At 69.0% G+C, this 16,260-nt stretch carries 14 protein-coding genes; 5 read left to right on the top strand and 9 right to left on the bottom strand.

Annotated elements, in window-relative coordinates; genetic code table 11:
* Nucleotides 1-47: 47 nt before the first annotated feature.
* The 3 genes from EV137_RS28730 to EV137_RS28720 form a co-directional block, all read right to left on the bottom strand.
* Entirely contained in the window at nt 48-392 is a 345-nt protein-coding gene (locus EV137_RS28730) for a DUF8819 family protein (protein WP_133782362.1), read from the bottom strand.
* A 108-nt stretch (nt 393-500) separates the two neighbouring features.
* Nucleotides 501-725: a hypothetical protein gene (locus tag EV137_RS28725; protein WP_134131479.1), complete on the bottom strand. Its 225-nt coding sequence runs from the start codon at nt 723-725 to the stop codon at nt 501-503.
* 73 nt (nt 726-798) lie between these two features.
* Nucleotides 799-1,836, bottom strand: coding sequence for a LacI family DNA-binding transcriptional regulator (locus EV137_RS28720; RefSeq protein ID WP_134009171.1), 1,038 nt, complete (start codon nt 1,834-1,836; stop codon nt 799-801).
* Between the two features lie 100 nt (nt 1,837-1,936).
* Here EV137_RS28720 and EV137_RS28715 point away from each other — a divergent pair, with 100 nt between their 5' ends.
* Together EV137_RS28715 and EV137_RS28710 are read left to right on the top strand one after the other, a co-directional pair.
* Complete coding sequence (locus EV137_RS28715) at nt 1,937-2,641, top strand: copper homeostasis protein CutC (protein ID WP_134131478.1); 705 nt, start codon at nt 1,937-1,939, stop codon at nt 2,639-2,641.
* Complete coding sequence (locus EV137_RS28710) at nt 2,638-2,904, top strand: DUF4031 domain-containing protein (RefSeq protein WP_134008886.1); 267 nt, start codon at nt 2,638-2,640, stop codon at nt 2,902-2,904. Before EV137_RS28715 ends, EV137_RS28710 begins: the two co-directional genes overlap by 4 nt.
* Before the next feature lie 19 nt (nt 2,905-2,923).
* Here EV137_RS28710 and tuf read toward each other — a convergent pair whose 3' ends face one another.
* The 4 genes from tuf to EV137_RS28690 all read right to left on the bottom strand — a co-directional run bounded on the left by tuf (nt 2,924) and on the right by EV137_RS28690 (nt 9,591).
* On the bottom strand, nt 2,924-4,111 hold the full coding sequence (gene tuf / locus EV137_RS28705; RefSeq protein WP_134131477.1) for an elongation factor Tu: 1,188 nt from the start codon (nt 4,109-4,111) through the stop codon (nt 2,924-2,926).
* Nucleotides 4,112-4,387: 276 nt separating this feature from the next.
* Complete coding sequence (locus tag EV137_RS28700; RefSeq protein ID WP_134131476.1) at nt 4,388-6,769, bottom strand: HD domain-containing protein; 2,382 nt, start codon at nt 6,767-6,769, stop codon at nt 4,388-4,390.
* Nucleotides 6,770-6,974: 205 nt separating this feature from the next.
* Nucleotides 6,975-9,224: an outer membrane protein assembly factor BamB family protein gene (locus EV137_RS28695; protein WP_134131475.1), complete on the bottom strand. Its 2,250-nt coding sequence runs from the start codon at nt 9,222-9,224 to the stop codon at nt 6,975-6,977.
* Nucleotides 9,225-9,279: 55 nt separating this feature from the next.
* On the bottom strand, nt 9,280-9,591 hold the full coding sequence (locus EV137_RS28690) for an ArsR/SmtB family transcription factor (protein ID WP_134131474.1): 312 nt from the start codon (nt 9,589-9,591) through the stop codon (nt 9,280-9,282).
* A gap of 207 nt (nt 9,592-9,798) precedes the next feature.
* On the opposite strand from EV137_RS28690, the gene EV137_RS28685 reads away from it, so the two are divergent.
* The 3 genes from EV137_RS28685 to EV137_RS28675 are packed head-to-tail and all read left to right on the top strand — an operon-like array spanning nt 9,799 to nt 13,437.
* On the top strand, nt 9,799-10,989 hold the full coding sequence (locus EV137_RS28685) for an MFS transporter (protein ID WP_134008895.1): 1,191 nt from the start codon (nt 9,799-9,801) through the stop codon (nt 10,987-10,989).
* Between the two features lie 31 nt (nt 10,990-11,020).
* Nucleotides 11,021-12,022 (top strand): hypothetical protein, encoded by a 1,002-nt coding sequence (locus EV137_RS28680; protein ID WP_134131473.1) that lies wholly within the window; start codon nt 11,021-11,023, stop codon nt 12,020-12,022.
* Entirely contained in the window at nt 12,019-13,437 is a 1,419-nt protein-coding gene (locus EV137_RS28675) for a hypothetical protein (protein WP_134131472.1), read from the top strand. The genes EV137_RS28680 and EV137_RS28675 overlap by 4 nt, the downstream gene beginning before the upstream one ends.
* Here the strand turns inward: EV137_RS28675 and EV137_RS28670 are convergent.
* Together EV137_RS28670 and EV137_RS28665 are read right to left on the bottom strand one after the other, a co-directional pair.
* A complete protein-coding gene (locus EV137_RS28670; protein WP_134131471.1) occupies nt 13,423-15,432 on the bottom strand; it encodes a HelD family protein in 2,010 nt (669 codons plus the stop codon). The genes EV137_RS28675 and EV137_RS28670 overlap by 15 nt on opposite strands.
* A 38-nt stretch (nt 15,433-15,470) precedes the next feature.
* A complete protein-coding gene (locus EV137_RS28665; RefSeq protein ID WP_134131470.1) occupies nt 15,471-16,241 on the bottom strand; it encodes a phosphatase PAP2 family protein in 771 nt (256 codons plus the stop codon).
* Nucleotides 16,242-16,260: the final 19 nt, after the last annotated feature.

The following is a 16,260-nucleotide window of genomic DNA, read 5'->3' as shown; positions in this document are numbered from 1 at the left end:
ATAGTAGTCTGGCTACATGTAGGGCAATCAGGTATTACCCGGAGGGGTCAGGTGAGGTGCCCCAGGGGTGCGACGGAGATGCCGGCGCGTTCGCAGACCCACTGCGGGTCAGGGCCGAGCTCCGGCTCGATGCGGAGCTCGTGGTCGTGCAGGTCGTCACAGGCGGTGCAGCGCGGCCAGCGGACCCCGGAGTCGACCAGGCGGTCCTGGACGTCCTGCGCGACCAGGCCGGCGATGTGTTCGGCACCGTCCGGCCACTGGTCCAGCCACCACTGACGTCCGGCGACGGCGTCCTCCAGCAAGGACACCATCACCGCGTCGTCGAAGCCGCGCGCGGCGAGGTCGTGCAGCACCATCGCCCGCGCGGTCAGCAACACCCCTGGCTCGTTCATCGCCCTTCAGAGTGCCAGACGGCTCCGACAAATCCACGCGGCGAGCTCTTTGAGTCCCCACCAACCAGGTTTCCGCCGTGGATTTGCCTGGTGGGTGCTCAAAGTGGGTCAGTTGGCTGGGGTTGGGCAGGTGGGGGTGGGGTCGATGCGGTTGGCGAGGCGGAGTTCGCGTTCGGCGACGGTGCGCAGTACGGCGCTGATCCGGGCGCGGACCGTGAAGACGCGACGCGGGCGGGGTTCGTCGTACGGCTGCTGGGGAGCGTTCGGGAGCGCCGAGTGGGCGAGGGTGAGGGCGTTCTCGACGGCGGTGTTGCCGGCAATGAAGTACGTCATGGTTCTGCTCCCTCCTGAGAGCGTGCTTGATCGACCCGGGAACCGAGTGGTCCCAGGGAGGTGTGTGGAGTTGTCAGTGCTTGGGAGCCGGTCCGCTGCTCGAGCGGACGATCAGCTGCGTCGGCATCAATAGCTGGCGTTCGGTGACGGCCGGGTCGAGCAGGATGCGGCCGACCGCGCGCCCTTTGTCCTTGATCGGCTGCCGGACGGTCGTCAACCCGGCCGCCGACGCGGCGGGGATGTCGTCGAATCCGGCCAGGGTCAGATCGCGACCCGGGGTCAGCCCCCGGACCTTCATCGCCTCCAGCGCGCCGAGCGCCTGCACGTCGCTCAGTCCGACGATCGCCGTCGGCCGGTTCTGCGAGTCGAGCACGAACTCCGCGCCCCGCAACCCGGAGGCGAACGCGTTGTGGCCACCGGAGACGATCCGCAGCCGCGCGTCCGGCATCGCCTTCTGCAGGCCCCGGATCCGCAGCTCGCAGTCGGTGTACCCGACCTCGTCGAGCGTCAGCTCCACCGGCTGGCCGCCGGCTGCCTGCGCGTTGTCGACCAGAACGACGACCTCGCGGTGACCGAGCCGGGTCAGGTGCTCGCCCAGTTGCGCGGCCGCCTCGACCTCGTCGATCGCGACCCAGGACAGGTCCGGGTGATCGCCCCGATCGGTCGACACCGCGGGGATCCCGCGGTTGGCGAGGATCTCGAGCGCCGGATGACCGCCCGGCACACAGAAGATCGCCGCCCCGTCGATCGCGGCCTGCTGTACGGCGTTGCTGCCGCCGGCGATGTCCGTGGAACTGAGCGGCATCAGCAGCAGGCTGGTGGCGAACTCCTCGGCGACCTCCGCGAGCCCGGCCAGGAAGCCGACCGCGTACGGGTCCGAGAAGGCGTAGGCCAGTTTGTCCGTGAACAGCACCCCGACCGCACCGGCCTTCCCGCTGCGCAGGGCGCGTGCCGAGGCGTCCGGTCCGGCGTACCCGAGCTCCTGGGCGGTGGCCAGGATCCGCTCGCGCAGCGCGGTCGAGAGCTGATCAGGCTTGTTGTAGGCGTTCGAGACGGTCGACGGCGACACACCCACGGCCTTGGCCACGGTCTTCAGCGTCACGCCCGGCATCTCGGTCACCTCATCTGTATCGTTCTTCTAAATCGTTCTAGAAAAACGATACAGAAGACCTTGGAGGAGTGCAACAGCAATATGGGAGATGATGGCGCCCATGGGTTCGTTGCTGGAGATCATCGCGCTGCATCCGGCGGATGCGGAGGCAGCACAGGAGGGTGGGGCGGACCGGCTGGAGCTGTGCGCCTCGATGGAGGCGGACGGGTTGTGCCCGTCGGTGTCGACCGTCAGTGCGATCCGCCGCGTCACCGACCTGCCGTTGCGGGTGATGCTGCGACTGGAGAACTCGTTCACCGCGAACGGCGCCGACCTGAACCGGATGACCGCGATGGCGCAGTCTTTCCTGTCCGCTGGTGCGGACGGCTTCGTGCTCGGGTTCCTGACCCCGGACAACCAGGTGGACGTCGAGTCAGTCTCCGCACTGGTCAGCACCTTCGCTGGTACGCCGTGGACGTTCCACCGCGCTGTTGACGCAGTGCTCGACCAGCAAGCTGCCTGGCGTGCGCTACGCACCCTGCCCGGACTGGACTGCGTACTGACGGCCGGCTCGTCCATTGGTGTCAGCCACGGTCTGGACGACCTGTGCAAGCTGGCCAAGGAGGACCCCGCGGTAGCCGGCGTGATGATGGCTGGTGGCGGTCTGCAGCCCGAACACGTGCCCTGGCTGTACCAGAGCGGCGTACGGCGTTTCCATGTCGGTACGTCGGTCCGCCAGGACGGCTCGTGGACGAAGGCGTACGTGAACTCCCGGTTCGTCCGCTCCTGGCGCAACCTGCTCGACGCCCAGGACGCGCGCGAATGATCCTGATCGATCCGCCCGCCTGGCCGGCCTGGAACCGCATCTGGTCGCACCTGGTCAGTGACGAGTCCTACGAGGAGCTGCACGCCTTCGCGAAGGCGGCCGGCATTCCGGCCCGGGGCTTCGACCGCGACCACTACGACGTACCCAGTGACCGCTACGACGACCTGATCGCCGCCGGCGCCGTACCGGTCACCAGCCGCGAGCTCGTACAGCGACTGATCGCGGCTGGCCTACGACACAGAAAACGGCCCTCGACCGGTTGAGGTCGAGGGCCGTTCTCGTTCAGTCGAGCAGTTCGGTCACTGTGCCGGCGGCGACCGTGTGGCCGCCTTCGCGGACGGCGAAGCCCAGGCCGACGTCCATCGCGATCGGCTTCTCCAGCTCCACTCCGAGCTCGATCGTGTCGCCGGGCATCACCAGGGCGATCTCACCGAGGTCGATCCCGCCGGACACGTCCGTGGTCCGGAAGTAGAACTGCGGCCGGTAGTCCGCGGCGAACGGCGTGTGCCGGCCGCCCTCGGCCGTGGACAGCGCGTGCAGGTTCGCCCGGAACTTCCGGTGCGGCTGCACGCTGCCCGGCAACGCCACCACCTGGCCGCGACGGACCTCGTCGCGCTTCACGCCACGCAGCAGCACCGCCGCGTTGTCGCCCGCGTCCGCGGACTCCAGCGACTTGCCGAACGTCTCCATACCGATCGCCGTGCTGGTGACCGTCGGGCCGAGACCGACGACCTCGACCGCGTCGCCGAGCTTCAGCGAACCGCGCTCGACCGCACCCGTGACCACTGTGCCGCGGCCGCTGATGGTGAGCACGTTCTCGATCGGCATCAGGAACGGCTCGCCCAGCTCACGGTCCGGCACCGGCACGTAGTTGTCGACCGCGTCCAGCAGCTCGCCGATAGCGGCGGTCCACCGCGGGTCGCCTTCCAGCGCCTTCAGTCCGGACACGCGAACGACCGGTACGTCGTCGCCGGGGAAGCCGTACTCCGTGAGGAGCTCACGGACCTCCAGCTCGACCAGGTCGAGCAGCTCCGGGTCGTCGACGGTGTCCGCCTTGTTCAGCGCGACCACCAGGTACGGCACGCCCACCCGGCGCGCGAGCAGCACATGCTCCCGCGTCTGCGGCATGGCGCCGTCCTGGGCGGAGACGACCAGGATCGCGGCGTCCACCTGGGCGGCGCCGGTGATCATGTTCTTCACGTAGTCGGCGTGCCCGGGCATGTCCACGTGCGCGTAGTGCCGGGTCGCGGTCTCGTACTCGACGTGCGAGATGTTGATCGTGATCCCGCGCTGCATCTCCTCCGGCGCACGGTCGATGCCGTCGAAGGCGACGAAGCGGTTGACACTCGGGTCGCGCTCCGCGAGCACCTTGGTGATCGCGGCGGTCAGCGTGGTCTTGCCGTGGTCGACGTGACCCATCGTCCCGATGTTGAGGTGCGGCTTGGTCCGCACGAACTGGCTCTTGGCCATGAGAAATCCTTTGTGTGTCAGAAGATTCGGCTGGAAACCAGGACCCTCCGGCAGGCCCTCACAGCGCTGTCACCGCGTGGAGGGGGCCGGTGCGAGCCACCCTCCTCCGCGGGTCCTGCTCAGCAGGAGGAGGGTCAGCTTCGAGTGGCTGAATCGACTGACGGTGCCCACGTGGGAGCGCCCGTCAGGCTCTTGCCTGACAGGTCGAACTCGAAAACCACGCGGAACATGCGGATCACGGTAGGTGTCAACCACTACCGCGGCAACAGATATTCCCTAGTTGAGTGCGAAGAGCCGGGTGCCGTCGGAGAAGATCGGGCGGGCGGCGGCCACGGTGACGGCCGGCTTGTTGCACGTGACTTCCTCGGACTTGGCCACCGACTGCGTGTTCGGGCTGGGCAGGATCGGTCGCGACTGGATGCCGGTGGTGCCGATCATCACCGGAGAGCAGCTGCCGTTCGGCTGCGGCATCAGCGTCACCACACGGCCGTCCGGCAGCAGTCCGAACCCGTTCCGCGGGTACTCCGGTTGCTGCAGCCGCGGCGGCACCTGCAGCAGGTGATGCCACTGCGGTGTCCCATCAGCAGGGTTCGACGACGACACGTCGTACGTCTGGGGCTGCCCAGGGTCGTTCCCGGTCCGGCAGGTGATCAGGACCAGTGACGCGTGCGTGGCGGCCAGTTGCGCGTCGCAGGACGAGGACCCGAGCCGTGGCCTTGGCGTGCCCGGCACGGGGGTTGTCCAGAGCATGTGGCCTTCGCCGATGTCCACGGACCACTGGTGGAGCGTGCCGCCGGCGGCGGCCGTCCAGATCAGCCCGGATACCTCACGGGTGTCCGGTACGGCGACCAGCTCGCCGACCCACGTCGACGGGTCCAGCTCCGCGCTCAGGTCGATCCGTGCGCCGAGGTCGACCTCCCACCGCTGGGCCCCGGTCTTGATGTCCAGACCGCGTACGACGGCACTGTTCCCGGCACAGGCGTCCACGACGATCGCCTGGTCGGCGACCAGCTCGCCCTGCGTCACGTTGCAGCGCACCTGCGCACGCCAGTGCGTCGGGCTGCTCACGCCGTGCGCGACCACGTAGTTGCCTTCAGCCACGAGTAGCTGGTTCGAGTCGACGGCCAGTGCGGTCCCGTCGGTGTCGACCTCGGTCAGCACCTCACCGCTCACAGCGTTCAGTACGGCGTACGTCGGCAGCTTGATGCCGGCGGGTTCGCGGTACTCGGAGCGGGGGAGATGCGCGACGATGGTCCGCCCGTCCGCGGACACCACCAGTCCCTTGGCGCCACTGGAGGCGGCGTCCTGTACGTCGGCCCGCGCATAGCGCCACCGGATCTGACCCGTGGCCGCGTCGGACATGACCACGCCGTCCGAGCGCAGTTCCGCGACTCCACCCGCCGTACCGGTGATGGCGCCGGTCGCCGGGACCTGACGGCTCCAGGCCAGCGTCCCGTCGAGTTGCACCGGCAGCTGCGTCGGCTGAGCTGTCGTGGTCGTGCTGACCGTGTTGGCGGTCTCCAGCCGGGCCTGCACGAAAGGCTCACCAGCCGACACCACGACCCACGCCAGCAGCGCACCGCAGACAGCCGTCGCACCGACCCCCAGCCAACGCGGAGGACCCTGTGCGTACGGCGGCGCGAGTCGCAACCGTCGTGCCAACGCCAGCAACGCACCGCCAAGCACTAGTGCCACAGAAGCGAGCAACAGGTACGGCCAGCGTTCCGACATGGCCGCACCGGGCTGCGCGACTGGCCAGCGCCACCAGCACACGCCGATCGCGATCAGCCCGACTGCGGCGAAGACGATCGCCGGGACGGTCACCAGACGCTGCTGGGACCGCCGGAACCACGCACAGGCCAATGCGGTAGCCACAGCGGTACCGGCGATCGGTGCCCAGACCGGGAAGCCGCCGATGTCGGACGGGTCGGCCGGCCACTTGGCAGCCGCTCCGAGACCGCGGCCGAGGAGGACAGACGAGGCGACGACCGCACCGAGTGCGGCGCCGAAGTAGATGACCGGGACCAGCCCGCCGATCGGCCGGGCCGCCTTAGGGCCCAGCGACCCGACCTCCCGGGTCAGGTTCTCCCTGGCCGGTCGTTCCCACTCCTCATGGCCGCGCGGCGTCGCATACAACCGCGTCTCGCTCAGGCTCTTCAGGAACGACATCCGGCCGCGGGCGAAATCCCGGTCGGCGACGTGCGCGTACTCCTGCCGGATCCCGGCGGCGTACTCGTCGTACCGCGCTGCCGGCAGGCTCAGGATCCGCAGGTCGGCGTCGCAGAGCACCGCGCCGTTGCGGTCGCCCTCGGCACAGTCGTGCTTCGCGGTCAGCCGGACCAGACGGCCGATCTCCTCGACCCGCTCGGCCTCGACGCCGTACGCCGCCAGCTCGAGCTCGGCCAGCTGGGCCGAGACCTCTTCGTTCTCGCCGGGGTCGGCCTGCGGGTCGTAGATCGCGTCGTGGAACCAGGCCGCCAGCCGGACCGTGTCCGGGTCGTCGGCGTACTCGGCCAGCTCGTCGACGGTCTGCAGGACCTCGGTCAGGTGCTGCTGGTCGTGATAGTGGCGATGTTGCTCTGCGTAACGAGCCAGCAGATCGTCGCCCAACGGCTGCGCGTGCGGCAGCAGGCGATTCCACCGGTCGCGCAGGTCCATGGCTAAGGAGTCTGGCACCGGTAGGGAGTCTCGGCCGACCGATCCGGGGTTCCCGGATCGGTCCGTGGCCAAAGCGATATCGGCTCGTCACCTGACCGCTCCGACAGATGCGCTCCGCAACGAATTGCAGCCGTGGAATTGCGGCCTACGTCACACTCCGGCGTCGGTCGGGCGACCTTCGGCGGACGTCCACTACGCGGAGTCACTAGCGCAGGGCGATGACGGTGTTCGGTCCGGAGGTGAGGACCAGGTTGCCGACAGCTCGTGGGTCGCGGCTGCAGATGATGCCGGTGGGCAGCTTGACCTGCCGGAAGCCGGCGCGGCTGACCACGTTCGCGACGCAGCCTCCGGCGCCGCGGCCCAGGGAGATGACACGGCCGTCGGCAGTCACTGTGACCTTGGTCCGTGGGCTCACCGGTGCCAGGGTCTGCCAGGCGGTCAGGCCGGTGTTCGCGTCGATCGCGGTGACGACGCTCCGGCGGTTCTCCTGGCTGCTCGGCCCCGGGCAGTCGACGACGATCAGGTACTTCCCTGCCGCGTTCAGCAGCGTGCGGCAGGCCCAGGACTTCGGCACGTCCCAGCGCCAGCGGATGTCACCGGTGCGCGGCTCGATCGCGGTCAGCGCGGCAGGTACGTCGGAGTCGCCGCCGGGCTCGGCCACGACCACCAGACCGGCCACGACGACCGGTCGGCGGTAGGTGTCGGCTGAGGTCCTGGTCCACAGCTTCTTGCCCGACTGGACGTCCAGTGCGGTCATCTCGTCCGGACGGTCGTCGCAGGTGTGGCCGACGAAGGTGAGCACGGTCTCGGCGGTGGCGATGGCGCCGAGCTCGGTGCAGTCGCCGGAGTCGTAGGTCCAGCGTTCGTGACCGCCTGGATCGACACCGTGCAGCTTGCCGGAGCGTTCGCCGGTCAGGAGGGGCTGGGTCTGCAGGATGAAGCGGTCTCGCGTACGGCCGGGCCACGCGGCCTCGCGGCGACCTGTGTTCGCGTCGAGGAGCAGGTAGCCGACGTCGGCGAACTGCGCCAGTACGTAGTCGCCGTTGCCGGTGGCCGCGATCACGGGCTTCTCGTCGGAGTCGGAGCGGCTGTAGCGCCAGCGCAGCGCACCGGTGGCCGCGTCGAGCATTTCGACCACACCGCTCGGGCGGGGTACGGCGACGCCGTACCTGGTGCCGATCGCTTCCTCCGCGCCAGTGCCCGCGACGGAATCGCTGACCCACGCGACGCTGCCGTCGAGGACCGAAGGGCTGGCCTTGCCGGCGTCGCGCGGCGTTCCCTCGACCCGCTCGTTGGAGCCGAGCACGTAGCTGCGGGACAGGGGCTGCACGATCAGCAGCAGGATGAGGGCGACTGCTCCCGGTACGGCGAGCCAGGCTAGCTGCTGGCCGAGGTTGCGCGCCGGGAGGTAGCGGGCTGTCCGTGTGCGGAGGAGTGACGCTACGAGAGCTGCTGCTCCAGCAACCAGCAGCAGGACCAGTGCGGAGATCAGCAACGGAACGCGGAGGCCCACGCCGACAGCTACGTTCGTTCTCGGCGCTTGGGCCCAGGCGATGAGCAGACCGGTCACAGCAATCGCCAGTACGGCGCCTGCGATGAGGCGGGCGCGCTGGCTGGCGCTACGGGCACACCGGAACAGGACTGGTGCGCTGAAGAAGGAGAGGACGGCCAGTGCGACCGTCGGCCAGCCGGCCTCGTCTTGTGCTGCTGGTGTCTGCCAGGACGCGCCTGACGCGGCGATCGCGACCACGGCGGCTGCGATCGCGGTGAAGGTGGCTGTGGCAGTCAGAGCGGCTTGTTGCCAACCGCGCCACGGGGCTGGGAGTTCAGTGTCGAGTCCGGCGAGCTCTGCTTCGAGGTTGACCCGGGCGACCGGGCTGAGGCGTTGCCGAGCCAGCTGCGTGCGGTAGAGGTGTCCGTCGAGCAGCTCGCGGACTTCGTCGTACCGGTTCTCGAGCGCGACCTTGCGGTCGCCGGCGTCGCGTCGTACCTCGGCTGTGTGTACGGCGTACCGGCTGGGGTCGGAGGCGAGGATCGCGTTGACCGCGTCCAGCAGTACGTCGCCGTTCGCGTCGCGGCGGGGTGGGGCATAGGCGTCCGGAGGTGGTGTGGCGAGGTCACCGGTCAGACGGATCAGTCGGGCGACCTCGGCGATGCGGATCGGCGGTACGCCGTACTGCGGGAGGAGGCGCTCGGCGAGCCGGGCAGACGCCTCGGCGTCCTCGGAGGGGGTGCCGCCGGGCTCGTGGACGGCACGGTGGAACCAGGCGGCGAGCCGGACGCTGGTGGGGTCCGTGGAGAGCTGGATGAGCGAGTCCAGCGCGGTCAGGACGATGCCGAGGTAATGGTCGCGGTACGCGCGCCGGGTGCGTTCGACGTACCGCGCGACCAGTTCGTCCGCGAGCGAGGCAGACCCGGGCACCAGGTCGTCCCACCGCGCCCGGAGCTCCACCACGGCTTCAGTCTGCCAGCCGAACTTCTACAACATCCCACCGCAACCTTGCGGTTGTTTACTGCTTCGCCGACAAGATGCCGGTGAGCAGGCCTGGGTAGAGGGCGTCCAGGTCTTCGCGGCGGAGGATGCTGATCCGGCGGGTGCCGTCGGTGTGCGTGGACAGGACGCCTGCCTCGCGCAGGGTCTTGAGGTGGTGGGCGCGCGTGGACGCCGTCACCGGCAGCTCGATGTCGCCGCAGCAGACGCCGGCCGGGTTCTCGGCAAGCGCTCGGACGATCGTCAGCCGGACCGGCTCGCCCAGCGCCTGGAGAACCGCGTCGACGCGGATCTCGTCCCGCTCCGGCTGCGGGAGGACTTTGCTGGTCACGGGGCCTCCCGGCCTGGACTGAGGAGCGGAGGGAGCGAAGCGACCGGAGCGACGAGGGAAGGCCGGGAGTCGAAGCCCCGGGACCCGCCGCGCCGGAGGCGTGGCATTAGTAGAGCCATGTGTCCATAGTACGACGTCGGTCGAAGTTCGACGAAGATCGTAGTACGATGACGATCGAACTACTGAACCTCGACCGGAAGGTCTTCGATGTCCGCACGGATCTACCTGCTCGGCGCCGGTGCGTTCGCGGTCGGCACCAGCGCGTACGTCGTGTCCGGGGTGCTGCCCGACGTCAGCTCCGAGCTGCACGTTTCGCTGACCGCAGCCGGCCAGCTCGCCACCGCGTTCTCGCTGTCGTATGCGATCGGTGCGCCGATCCTGTCCACGCTGACCGGCCGGTGGGAGCGCCGTACCCTCCTGATCGCCGCACTCGTGCTGGCTGCGCTCGGCAACCTGATCGCGGCGCTGGCCGTGAACTACCCGATCCTGATCGTCGGCCGCGTCGTGGCGGCGTTCGGCGCCGCCGTCTACACACCGGCCGCCACACTGTTCGCCACCAGCCTGATGCCACCCGAGGAACGCGGTAGGGCTGTGGCAATCGTGTTCGGCGGTCTCACGTTCGCACTGGTGCTCGGCGTACCCGCAGGCACGCTGCTGGGCCCGACACTCGGCTACAAGGGCGTGTTCGCTCTCATCGCTGCTGTCGCCGTATTGGTCGCCATTGCCGAGCGGACCGCGCTCCCGAAGGTCGACGCACCTCCTGTGGTCAGCCTGCGCGAGCGCTTCGCCGGTGTGACGGACCGACGCGTGCAGATCATCCTGGCGATGACCGTGCTTGCCGTGCTCGCCGCGTTCAGCGTGTACATCTACATCGTCCCGCTGCTCAAGCACACCGCCGGCCTGACCGGCAACGTCACCGGTCTCCTGCTACTCCTGTACGGCGTGGGCGCTGTCATCGGCAACTTCCTCGGTGGCCGGATCACCGACCGGTTCGGCAGCCTCCGGACCCTGGTGGTCCTGATGACCGGCATCACTGCTGTCCTCGCCACCCTCGACCTGACACTGACGACCGAGGTCGGCGCCGGAGCCGCTCTGGTGGTGTGGGGCATGCTGACCTGGGCCTTCAACCCACCCATCCAGAACCTGCTGCTGGAGCTTGGCGGCGGACTGCTCATCTCCCTCAACGCGTCCGCGATCTACCTGGGTGCCGGACTGTCCGCTGTGGTCGGCGGACTGGTCATCCAGACGCTCGGGGTCGGCTACCTCCCCGTGCTGGCCTCCGCACTGTCTCTGGTCGTGCTGGGCCTTCTCTACGCGCTCTGGCGGGACTCCTCCCTGCAGCAGGTAGAGAAGCTCGAGCGGGACGAGGACATCTACGTCACAGCCGCCGCTGACTGAGGAGAACCGGCAGTAGGGCACTCTTCTGCCCATGCGTCTGCTTGCCGGTGTGCTGTTGCTCGCCACCACCCTGACGGGGTCCAACGACCCCGCTGCGGTGGTCGACGGGTGGAAGACGTCGCCTGTGTACGTCGACCCGACGCAGCGGTCACTGGTACCGGACAAGGACGCCGCTGAGCTGGCGGAACGAGTGAGCGGGCACGACCCGGCGATTCGCATCGCAGTCGTGCCCGCTGCCGTACTCACCACAGGTGACAAGAGCGCGGCCGCACACACGTACGTCGACCAATTGGTGGATCGGCAGCAGGCCGACGGCATCTACCTCGTCGTGTTCGGTGGCGCGATCGCCTGGGGGAGCGCGGTCGGGGTCGACACACCCATCGCGGACATCCTCACAAGCGAGCTGGACAAGCACAGCCGCTCGGACCCGGTCGGCATGCTCAACGGGGTGCTGGACCAGCTCGGCGTACAGAAGGCGTCCAAAGGCACACCTGGTTGGCTTTGGCCGTTGCTGGTCGCCCTGGTCGTGCTGATTGCTGGCCTCGCCGACTGGTGGTGGAGGACACGGTCGCGCAAGAACGAAGGTCCTGCGCTCTACCGGCCGTCGTACGACGTGTTGCCGGACGAGGTCGACTCGCTCGACGAGCGGCGCGCGACCGCTCGGGAGGACGTCACGCGGTTCGGCGAGGAACTGGATGCCGCGGACGTGCGTCTGGACGGCATGGACACGGCAGCGGACGTGCAGGCGGCGATGGATGCGTACGCCGACGCCGGCCGCGTGGTCGACGGGGAACCCGACGACGACAAGCTGCGTGAAGTGCGATCCACGGTCGAGTACGGACGGTGGCGGCTGGCCTGTGCGCAGGCGAAGGTCGCCGGAACACCCGCACCTGCCCGCCGTGCCACCTGCTTCTTCGACGCCGGCCACGGCACCTCCGTGACGGACTGGATGTACACGCCACCTGGCGGGCGGCCGCGAGAAGTCCCGGTCTGCAACGCCTGCCGTGAGCGGCTCTCGGGAGGAGCACGATGAAACGTCTGCTCGGCGCGCTCGCCGTCATCACCCTGTGGGTCCTGCCCGCGCCACTGGCGCACGCGGCCGGCGACCCCGACGCGTACATGAACACCGTGGCAGGCCACCTCGGCGACGCCGGTGTCTGGGTCGACCCGGACGTGACGGAGCTGAGCCCCAGCGAGACCGCCCAGCTCGACGCGGCCGCGAAGAGCGCCGGCGCACCGATCCGGATCGCGGTGATCCCGGCGCAGAAGATCAACAAGTCGGAGAGCAAGTACTACTCGCGGCCCGCCTGGGAGGGCGAGGAGATCGCGGACCAGCTGTACGACCGCGTCGGCGTCGAGGGCGTGTACGCCGTACTGGTCGATGCGTCGTCGCAGTCCAACGGCCGCGGGCTGCACGCCGTACAGCGAGCCGACCACGGGCCGACGTACTTCGTGGGCGATGCGGTGGACCAAGCGGTCGACTGCTGTGCGCCGGACTACGAGTCGATGCTCGAGAGGTTCATCCAGCGCGCCCAGGTCGTGAACAAGCCGTTCTATGTCGACGCAGCGCCGTACGCCGGTGGCGTGGCCGGAATCATCGGGCTCTGGGTCACCGTGACCGGGCTGGGTGCCCGACGCGCGCGTCGGCAGGACGAGAAGGCCCACCTCAAGGTCGCGCAGCCGCTGCTCAACGAGGAGATCATCGCGCTCTCGCAGCAGGTCTCCGCGCTGCCGACGGTCTCGGACCCGCAGCAGTCGAAGCTGTCGAAGGACGTGCTGGACATCGTCGAGAAGGCACGGCAGCGGCTCGACCAGGCCAAGGGCGACAACGACATCCAGGCAGTGACGACGCTGCTCGGCTCGGCCCGCTACGGTCTTCGCTGCCTGGACGCAGTGCGCGCGGGCGAGCCGATCCCGGAGCCGACGCCGCCCTGCTTCTTCGACCCGCGGCACGGTCCGAGTGTGGCCGCGGTGCAGTGGAAGCCGGAGGAAGGCGCTGCGCGCAACGTGGACGTCTGCGCGGCGTGCAAGCAGCGCGACGAGGCCGGCGAGAAGCCCGAGATCCGGATGGTGAAGGGCTGGCAGATCGAGCGGCCGTACTGGGAGCACGCCGAGGACCTCGCGGCGTACGTCGACGGGTACTGGTCGCAGGGCGACGGCCGTGTGTGGTGGTTCCCGGACTCCGACTTCCGGCGTCGCGGCGAGGAGATGCGGTCGCGTTGGCGGTCCCGTCGACCAGGTGCGCGCTTCGGGCGCTTCAGTTCGAACGTCGGCAGCTCCGTCGGTGACTGGGCGGCCTCGTCGAGCAGCGGTTCCGACGATGACGGTGGGAGCAGTTGGTACAGCGGCTCGAGCCGCCGCCGCTCCTATTCGTCGCGGACGCGCTCCAGCGGTGGCGGGTCGTCCCGGCGCTCGTCGCGCCGGTCCGGCGGGTCACGGGGTTTCTAGTACCGCCGGCAGGTCTTCACTGTGCAGAACGACCAGTGACGTGACGGCACGAGTCAGACAGACGTAGAGGCGCCGGAGTCCGGTCCGCTCGTCGGCTTCGCCAGAGACGATGCCGGCCGGCTCCACCAGCACCACGTGGTCGAACTCGAGACCTTTGGCGAGAGACGCCGGTACGACGTCCAGGTGTGCGTCTACGTCGTCCTCATCGCCAAGAACCGAGAAAGCGATGCCCTGCAAGGCTTTCCGGGTTGCGGGGACCAGTGCGTCCGGGACGATCAGGCCGATCGAGCCGGGGCGCTCTGACACTTCACGGACTGCTGTCACTGCAGCAGCCAGGCTGTCCGGTACGCGAGTGATGGTCAGCTCGCCGCGCGCCCGTCGTACCGCTGTGGGTGGTTTGAGGTGCGGAGCGATCGTGGGGAGGAGGCGGGCGGCGTACTCGATCACCTGTCCGGGGACGCGGAAGCCGGTGGTCAGCTCCTCGGTGTGGGCGCTGGTCTTGCCCAGGTGCTTCAGTGCCTCGTCCCACGACGGTGTCGCCCACGGTGTGGTCCCCTGCGCGATGTCGCCGAGCACAGTCATCGAGCCGGTCGAGCAGCGTCGGCCGACCGCGCGCAGCTGCATCGCGGAGAGGTCCTGTGCCTCGTCGAGCACCACGTGCCCGAGTGACGGCGTACGGTCGACCAGGTCGGCGATCTCGTCGATCAGAGTGGCGTCCGCAACGGACCACTTGGCCGCACCGGGTGACCGCGGCACCTTGTCCCACAGCAACAGTGCCTGCTCCTCCGCAGTGAGGATGCCGTCGGCGTGCTCGGCGAGGAGTTCCGGGTCGGTGAAGAGGCGGAAAAGCAGCTTCGCCGGGTCCAGAGCCGGCCAGAGTGCGTCGGCGTACTGCTTCACCGGACGGCTGCGCGCGACAGAGTCCTGCACTCGGTCGTCGGGGGAGTCACCGGCCGCCTCCATGCGCAGCAGCACGGCGTGGGCCAGCCGCTGCGGCAGCATCGCGCGGCCGGCGCCGTACCGGATGCCACGGCTGCGCAGCTCGGTGACGAGCTCTTCGGCCTGGTACGCCGCCACTCGCCAGCGATGCGCTCCCCGTGGCACGACGAGCGACTCTTCCGGGAGCTTGACGTGCGACCAGACGGCCCGGTGCAGTACTTCGGCCATGCGGGCGTCGCCCTTGAGTACGTCGACCGTTGCCGGCCCCGGACCGGCCACCTTCACGCGGGCGACCAGCTCCTCGACGGTGGTCTGCTTCGCCTCGATCTCGCCCAGTGCGGGGAGGACGTCCCCGATGTACCGCAGGAAGCTCGCGTTCGGACCCACTACGAGCACACCGGCCCGGCTGAGCTGGTCGCGGTACGCATAGAGCAGGTACGCCGCCCTGTGCAGCCCGACCGCGGTCTTTCCGGTGCCAGGTGCCCCCTGCACGCAGATGGTTTCGTCGACGCCGGCCCGGACGATCACGTCCTGCTCCGGCTGGATGGTGGCCACGATGTCGCGCATCGGGCCGGAACGCGGGCGCTCGATCTCAGCGTCCAGGATGTCGCTGTGCTGTTCGTCCTGCCCGCTCGCGGTGAGGTCCTCGTCCTCGAACGCGGTCATCTCGCCATGCGTGAAGCCGAACCGCCGACGTACCCCGACGCCCATCGGCTCGGTCTTGCTGGCCCGGTAGAACGGCACCGAGATGTCTGCCCGCCAATCCACCACCAGCGGCTCGCCCTGCGCGTCGTTCACGTGCCGGCGACCGATGTGGAACGTCTCTTCGGTCGGCTCGAGGTAGTCCAGCCGGCCGAAGAACAGCGGCACGTCCGGGTCGTCCTCCAGCTCCTTCATCCGCCGGAAGATGGCGGCCTGCAGGAACTCCTGGTTGACCCGGTCCGCGCTGTGGATCTCCAGCGCGCCGGTCTTCTCCCGCATCAGCGCCAGGGCCGCCCGGGAGGTCTTCAGGTAGTCCTTCTCGGCCTGGAGAGTGTCGGACGTGTCTGAGGGCATGCTGAAACCTCCGGCGAGAGTGGGGGAGCCCAGCTACGTTACTTGAGCACTCTGCGCGGTGGAACCGAATTACGGGTCCGTGGCCTGTCGGCCTGCAGACCGGGCCGCAGGAGGAGGGGCAGGCTGGCCGCCAGCAGGACCAGAGCGACGATGCCGTCCAGCCAGTAGTGATTGGCGGTCACCACGACGACGCTGAACGTGATGATCGGGTGCAGCAGCCACAGCCACCGCCAGCGCGACCGGGTGATCAGGATCATCGACAACGCGATCAGCGCGGCCCAGCCGACGTGCAGGCTCGGCATCGCGGCGAACTGGTTCACCGCGCCGCCGGTGTGGTCCGGGCCGTACACGGACTGGCCGAAGCGCAGTCCGGTGTCGACGAAGCCCGGCATCATCCGCGGCGGCGCCAGCGGGAACGCGATGTGACCGATCAGCGCCAGCCCGGTGAGCGACACCATCGTCCACCGGACGTGCGAGTACGCCGTCGGCCTCCAGATGCTCAGCCAGAGCAGTACGGCGGCAGTCAGCGGGGCATGCACGCTGGCGTAGTACAGGTTCGCGCCCTCCACCAGCCGCGGGAACTGCAGCACCCAGTGCTGGACGGACGCCTCGTTCGGGAGCTGTAGCCAGTTCTGGAGTGACAGGACCTCGTGCGCATGGTCGAACGCCGACCCGGTGTGCCGGGCCGCGATCTGCCGGCCCGCGCTGTAGACCAGGAACAGCGTCGCCAGCAGGACTGCTTCCCGTACCACCCTCCAGAAGACTTGTGCCCGGCCTGTCCCCACCCGTTCGGCAGCAGCTATCCCCATACCGTTCGACGGTACCCGT

The sequence above is a fragment of the Kribbella pratensis genome, from assembly GCF_004366075.1.
Taxonomy (GTDB): domain Bacteria; phylum Actinomycetota; class Actinomycetes; order Propionibacteriales; family Kribbellaceae; genus Kribbella; species Kribbella pratensis.
Note: the sequence above shows the minus strand (reverse complement) of the source record. Positions and strands in the feature narration are given on the sequence as shown.

Excerpts from the sequence above, each read along its gene's own strand:
- EV137_RS28730 (WP_133782362.1), bottom strand. The coding sequence starts at position 392 with ATGAACGAGCCAGGGGTGTTGCTGACCGCGCGGGCGATGGTGCTGCAC.
- EV137_RS28725 (WP_134131479.1), bottom strand. The coding sequence starts at position 725 with ATGACGTACTTCATTGCCGGCAACACCGCCGTCGAGAACGCCCTCACC.
- EV137_RS28720 (WP_134009171.1), bottom strand. The coding sequence starts at position 1,836 with ATGCCGGGCGTGACGCTGAAGACCGTGGCCAAGGCCGTGGGTGTGTCG.
- EV137_RS28715 (WP_134131478.1), top strand. The coding sequence starts at position 1,937 with ATGGGTTCGTTGCTGGAGATCATCGCGCTGCATCCGGCGGATGCGGAG.
- EV137_RS28710 (WP_134008886.1), top strand. The coding sequence starts at position 2,638 with ATGATCCTGATCGATCCGCCCGCCTGGCCGGCCTGGAACCGCATCTGG.
- tuf (WP_134131477.1), bottom strand. The coding sequence starts at position 4,111 with ATGGCCAAGAGCCAGTTCGTGCGGACCAAGCCGCACCTCAACATCGGG.
- EV137_RS28700 (WP_134131476.1), bottom strand. The coding sequence starts at position 6,769 with ATGGACCTGCGCGACCGGTGGAATCGCCTGCTGCCGCACGCGCAGCCG.
- EV137_RS28685 (WP_134008895.1), top strand. The coding sequence starts at position 9,799 with ATGTCCGCACGGATCTACCTGCTCGGCGCCGGTGCGTTCGCGGTCGGC.
- EV137_RS28680 (WP_134131473.1), top strand. The coding sequence starts at position 11,021 with ATGCGTCTGCTTGCCGGTGTGCTGTTGCTCGCCACCACCCTGACGGGG.
- EV137_RS28675 (WP_134131472.1), top strand. The coding sequence starts at position 12,019 with ATGAAACGTCTGCTCGGCGCGCTCGCCGTCATCACCCTGTGGGTCCTG.
- EV137_RS28670 (WP_134131471.1), bottom strand. The coding sequence starts at position 15,432 with ATGCCCTCAGACACGTCCGACACTCTCCAGGCCGAGAAGGACTACCTG.
- EV137_RS28665 (WP_134131470.1), bottom strand. The coding sequence starts at position 16,241 with ATGGGGATAGCTGCTGCCGAACGGGTGGGGACAGGCCGGGCACAAGTC.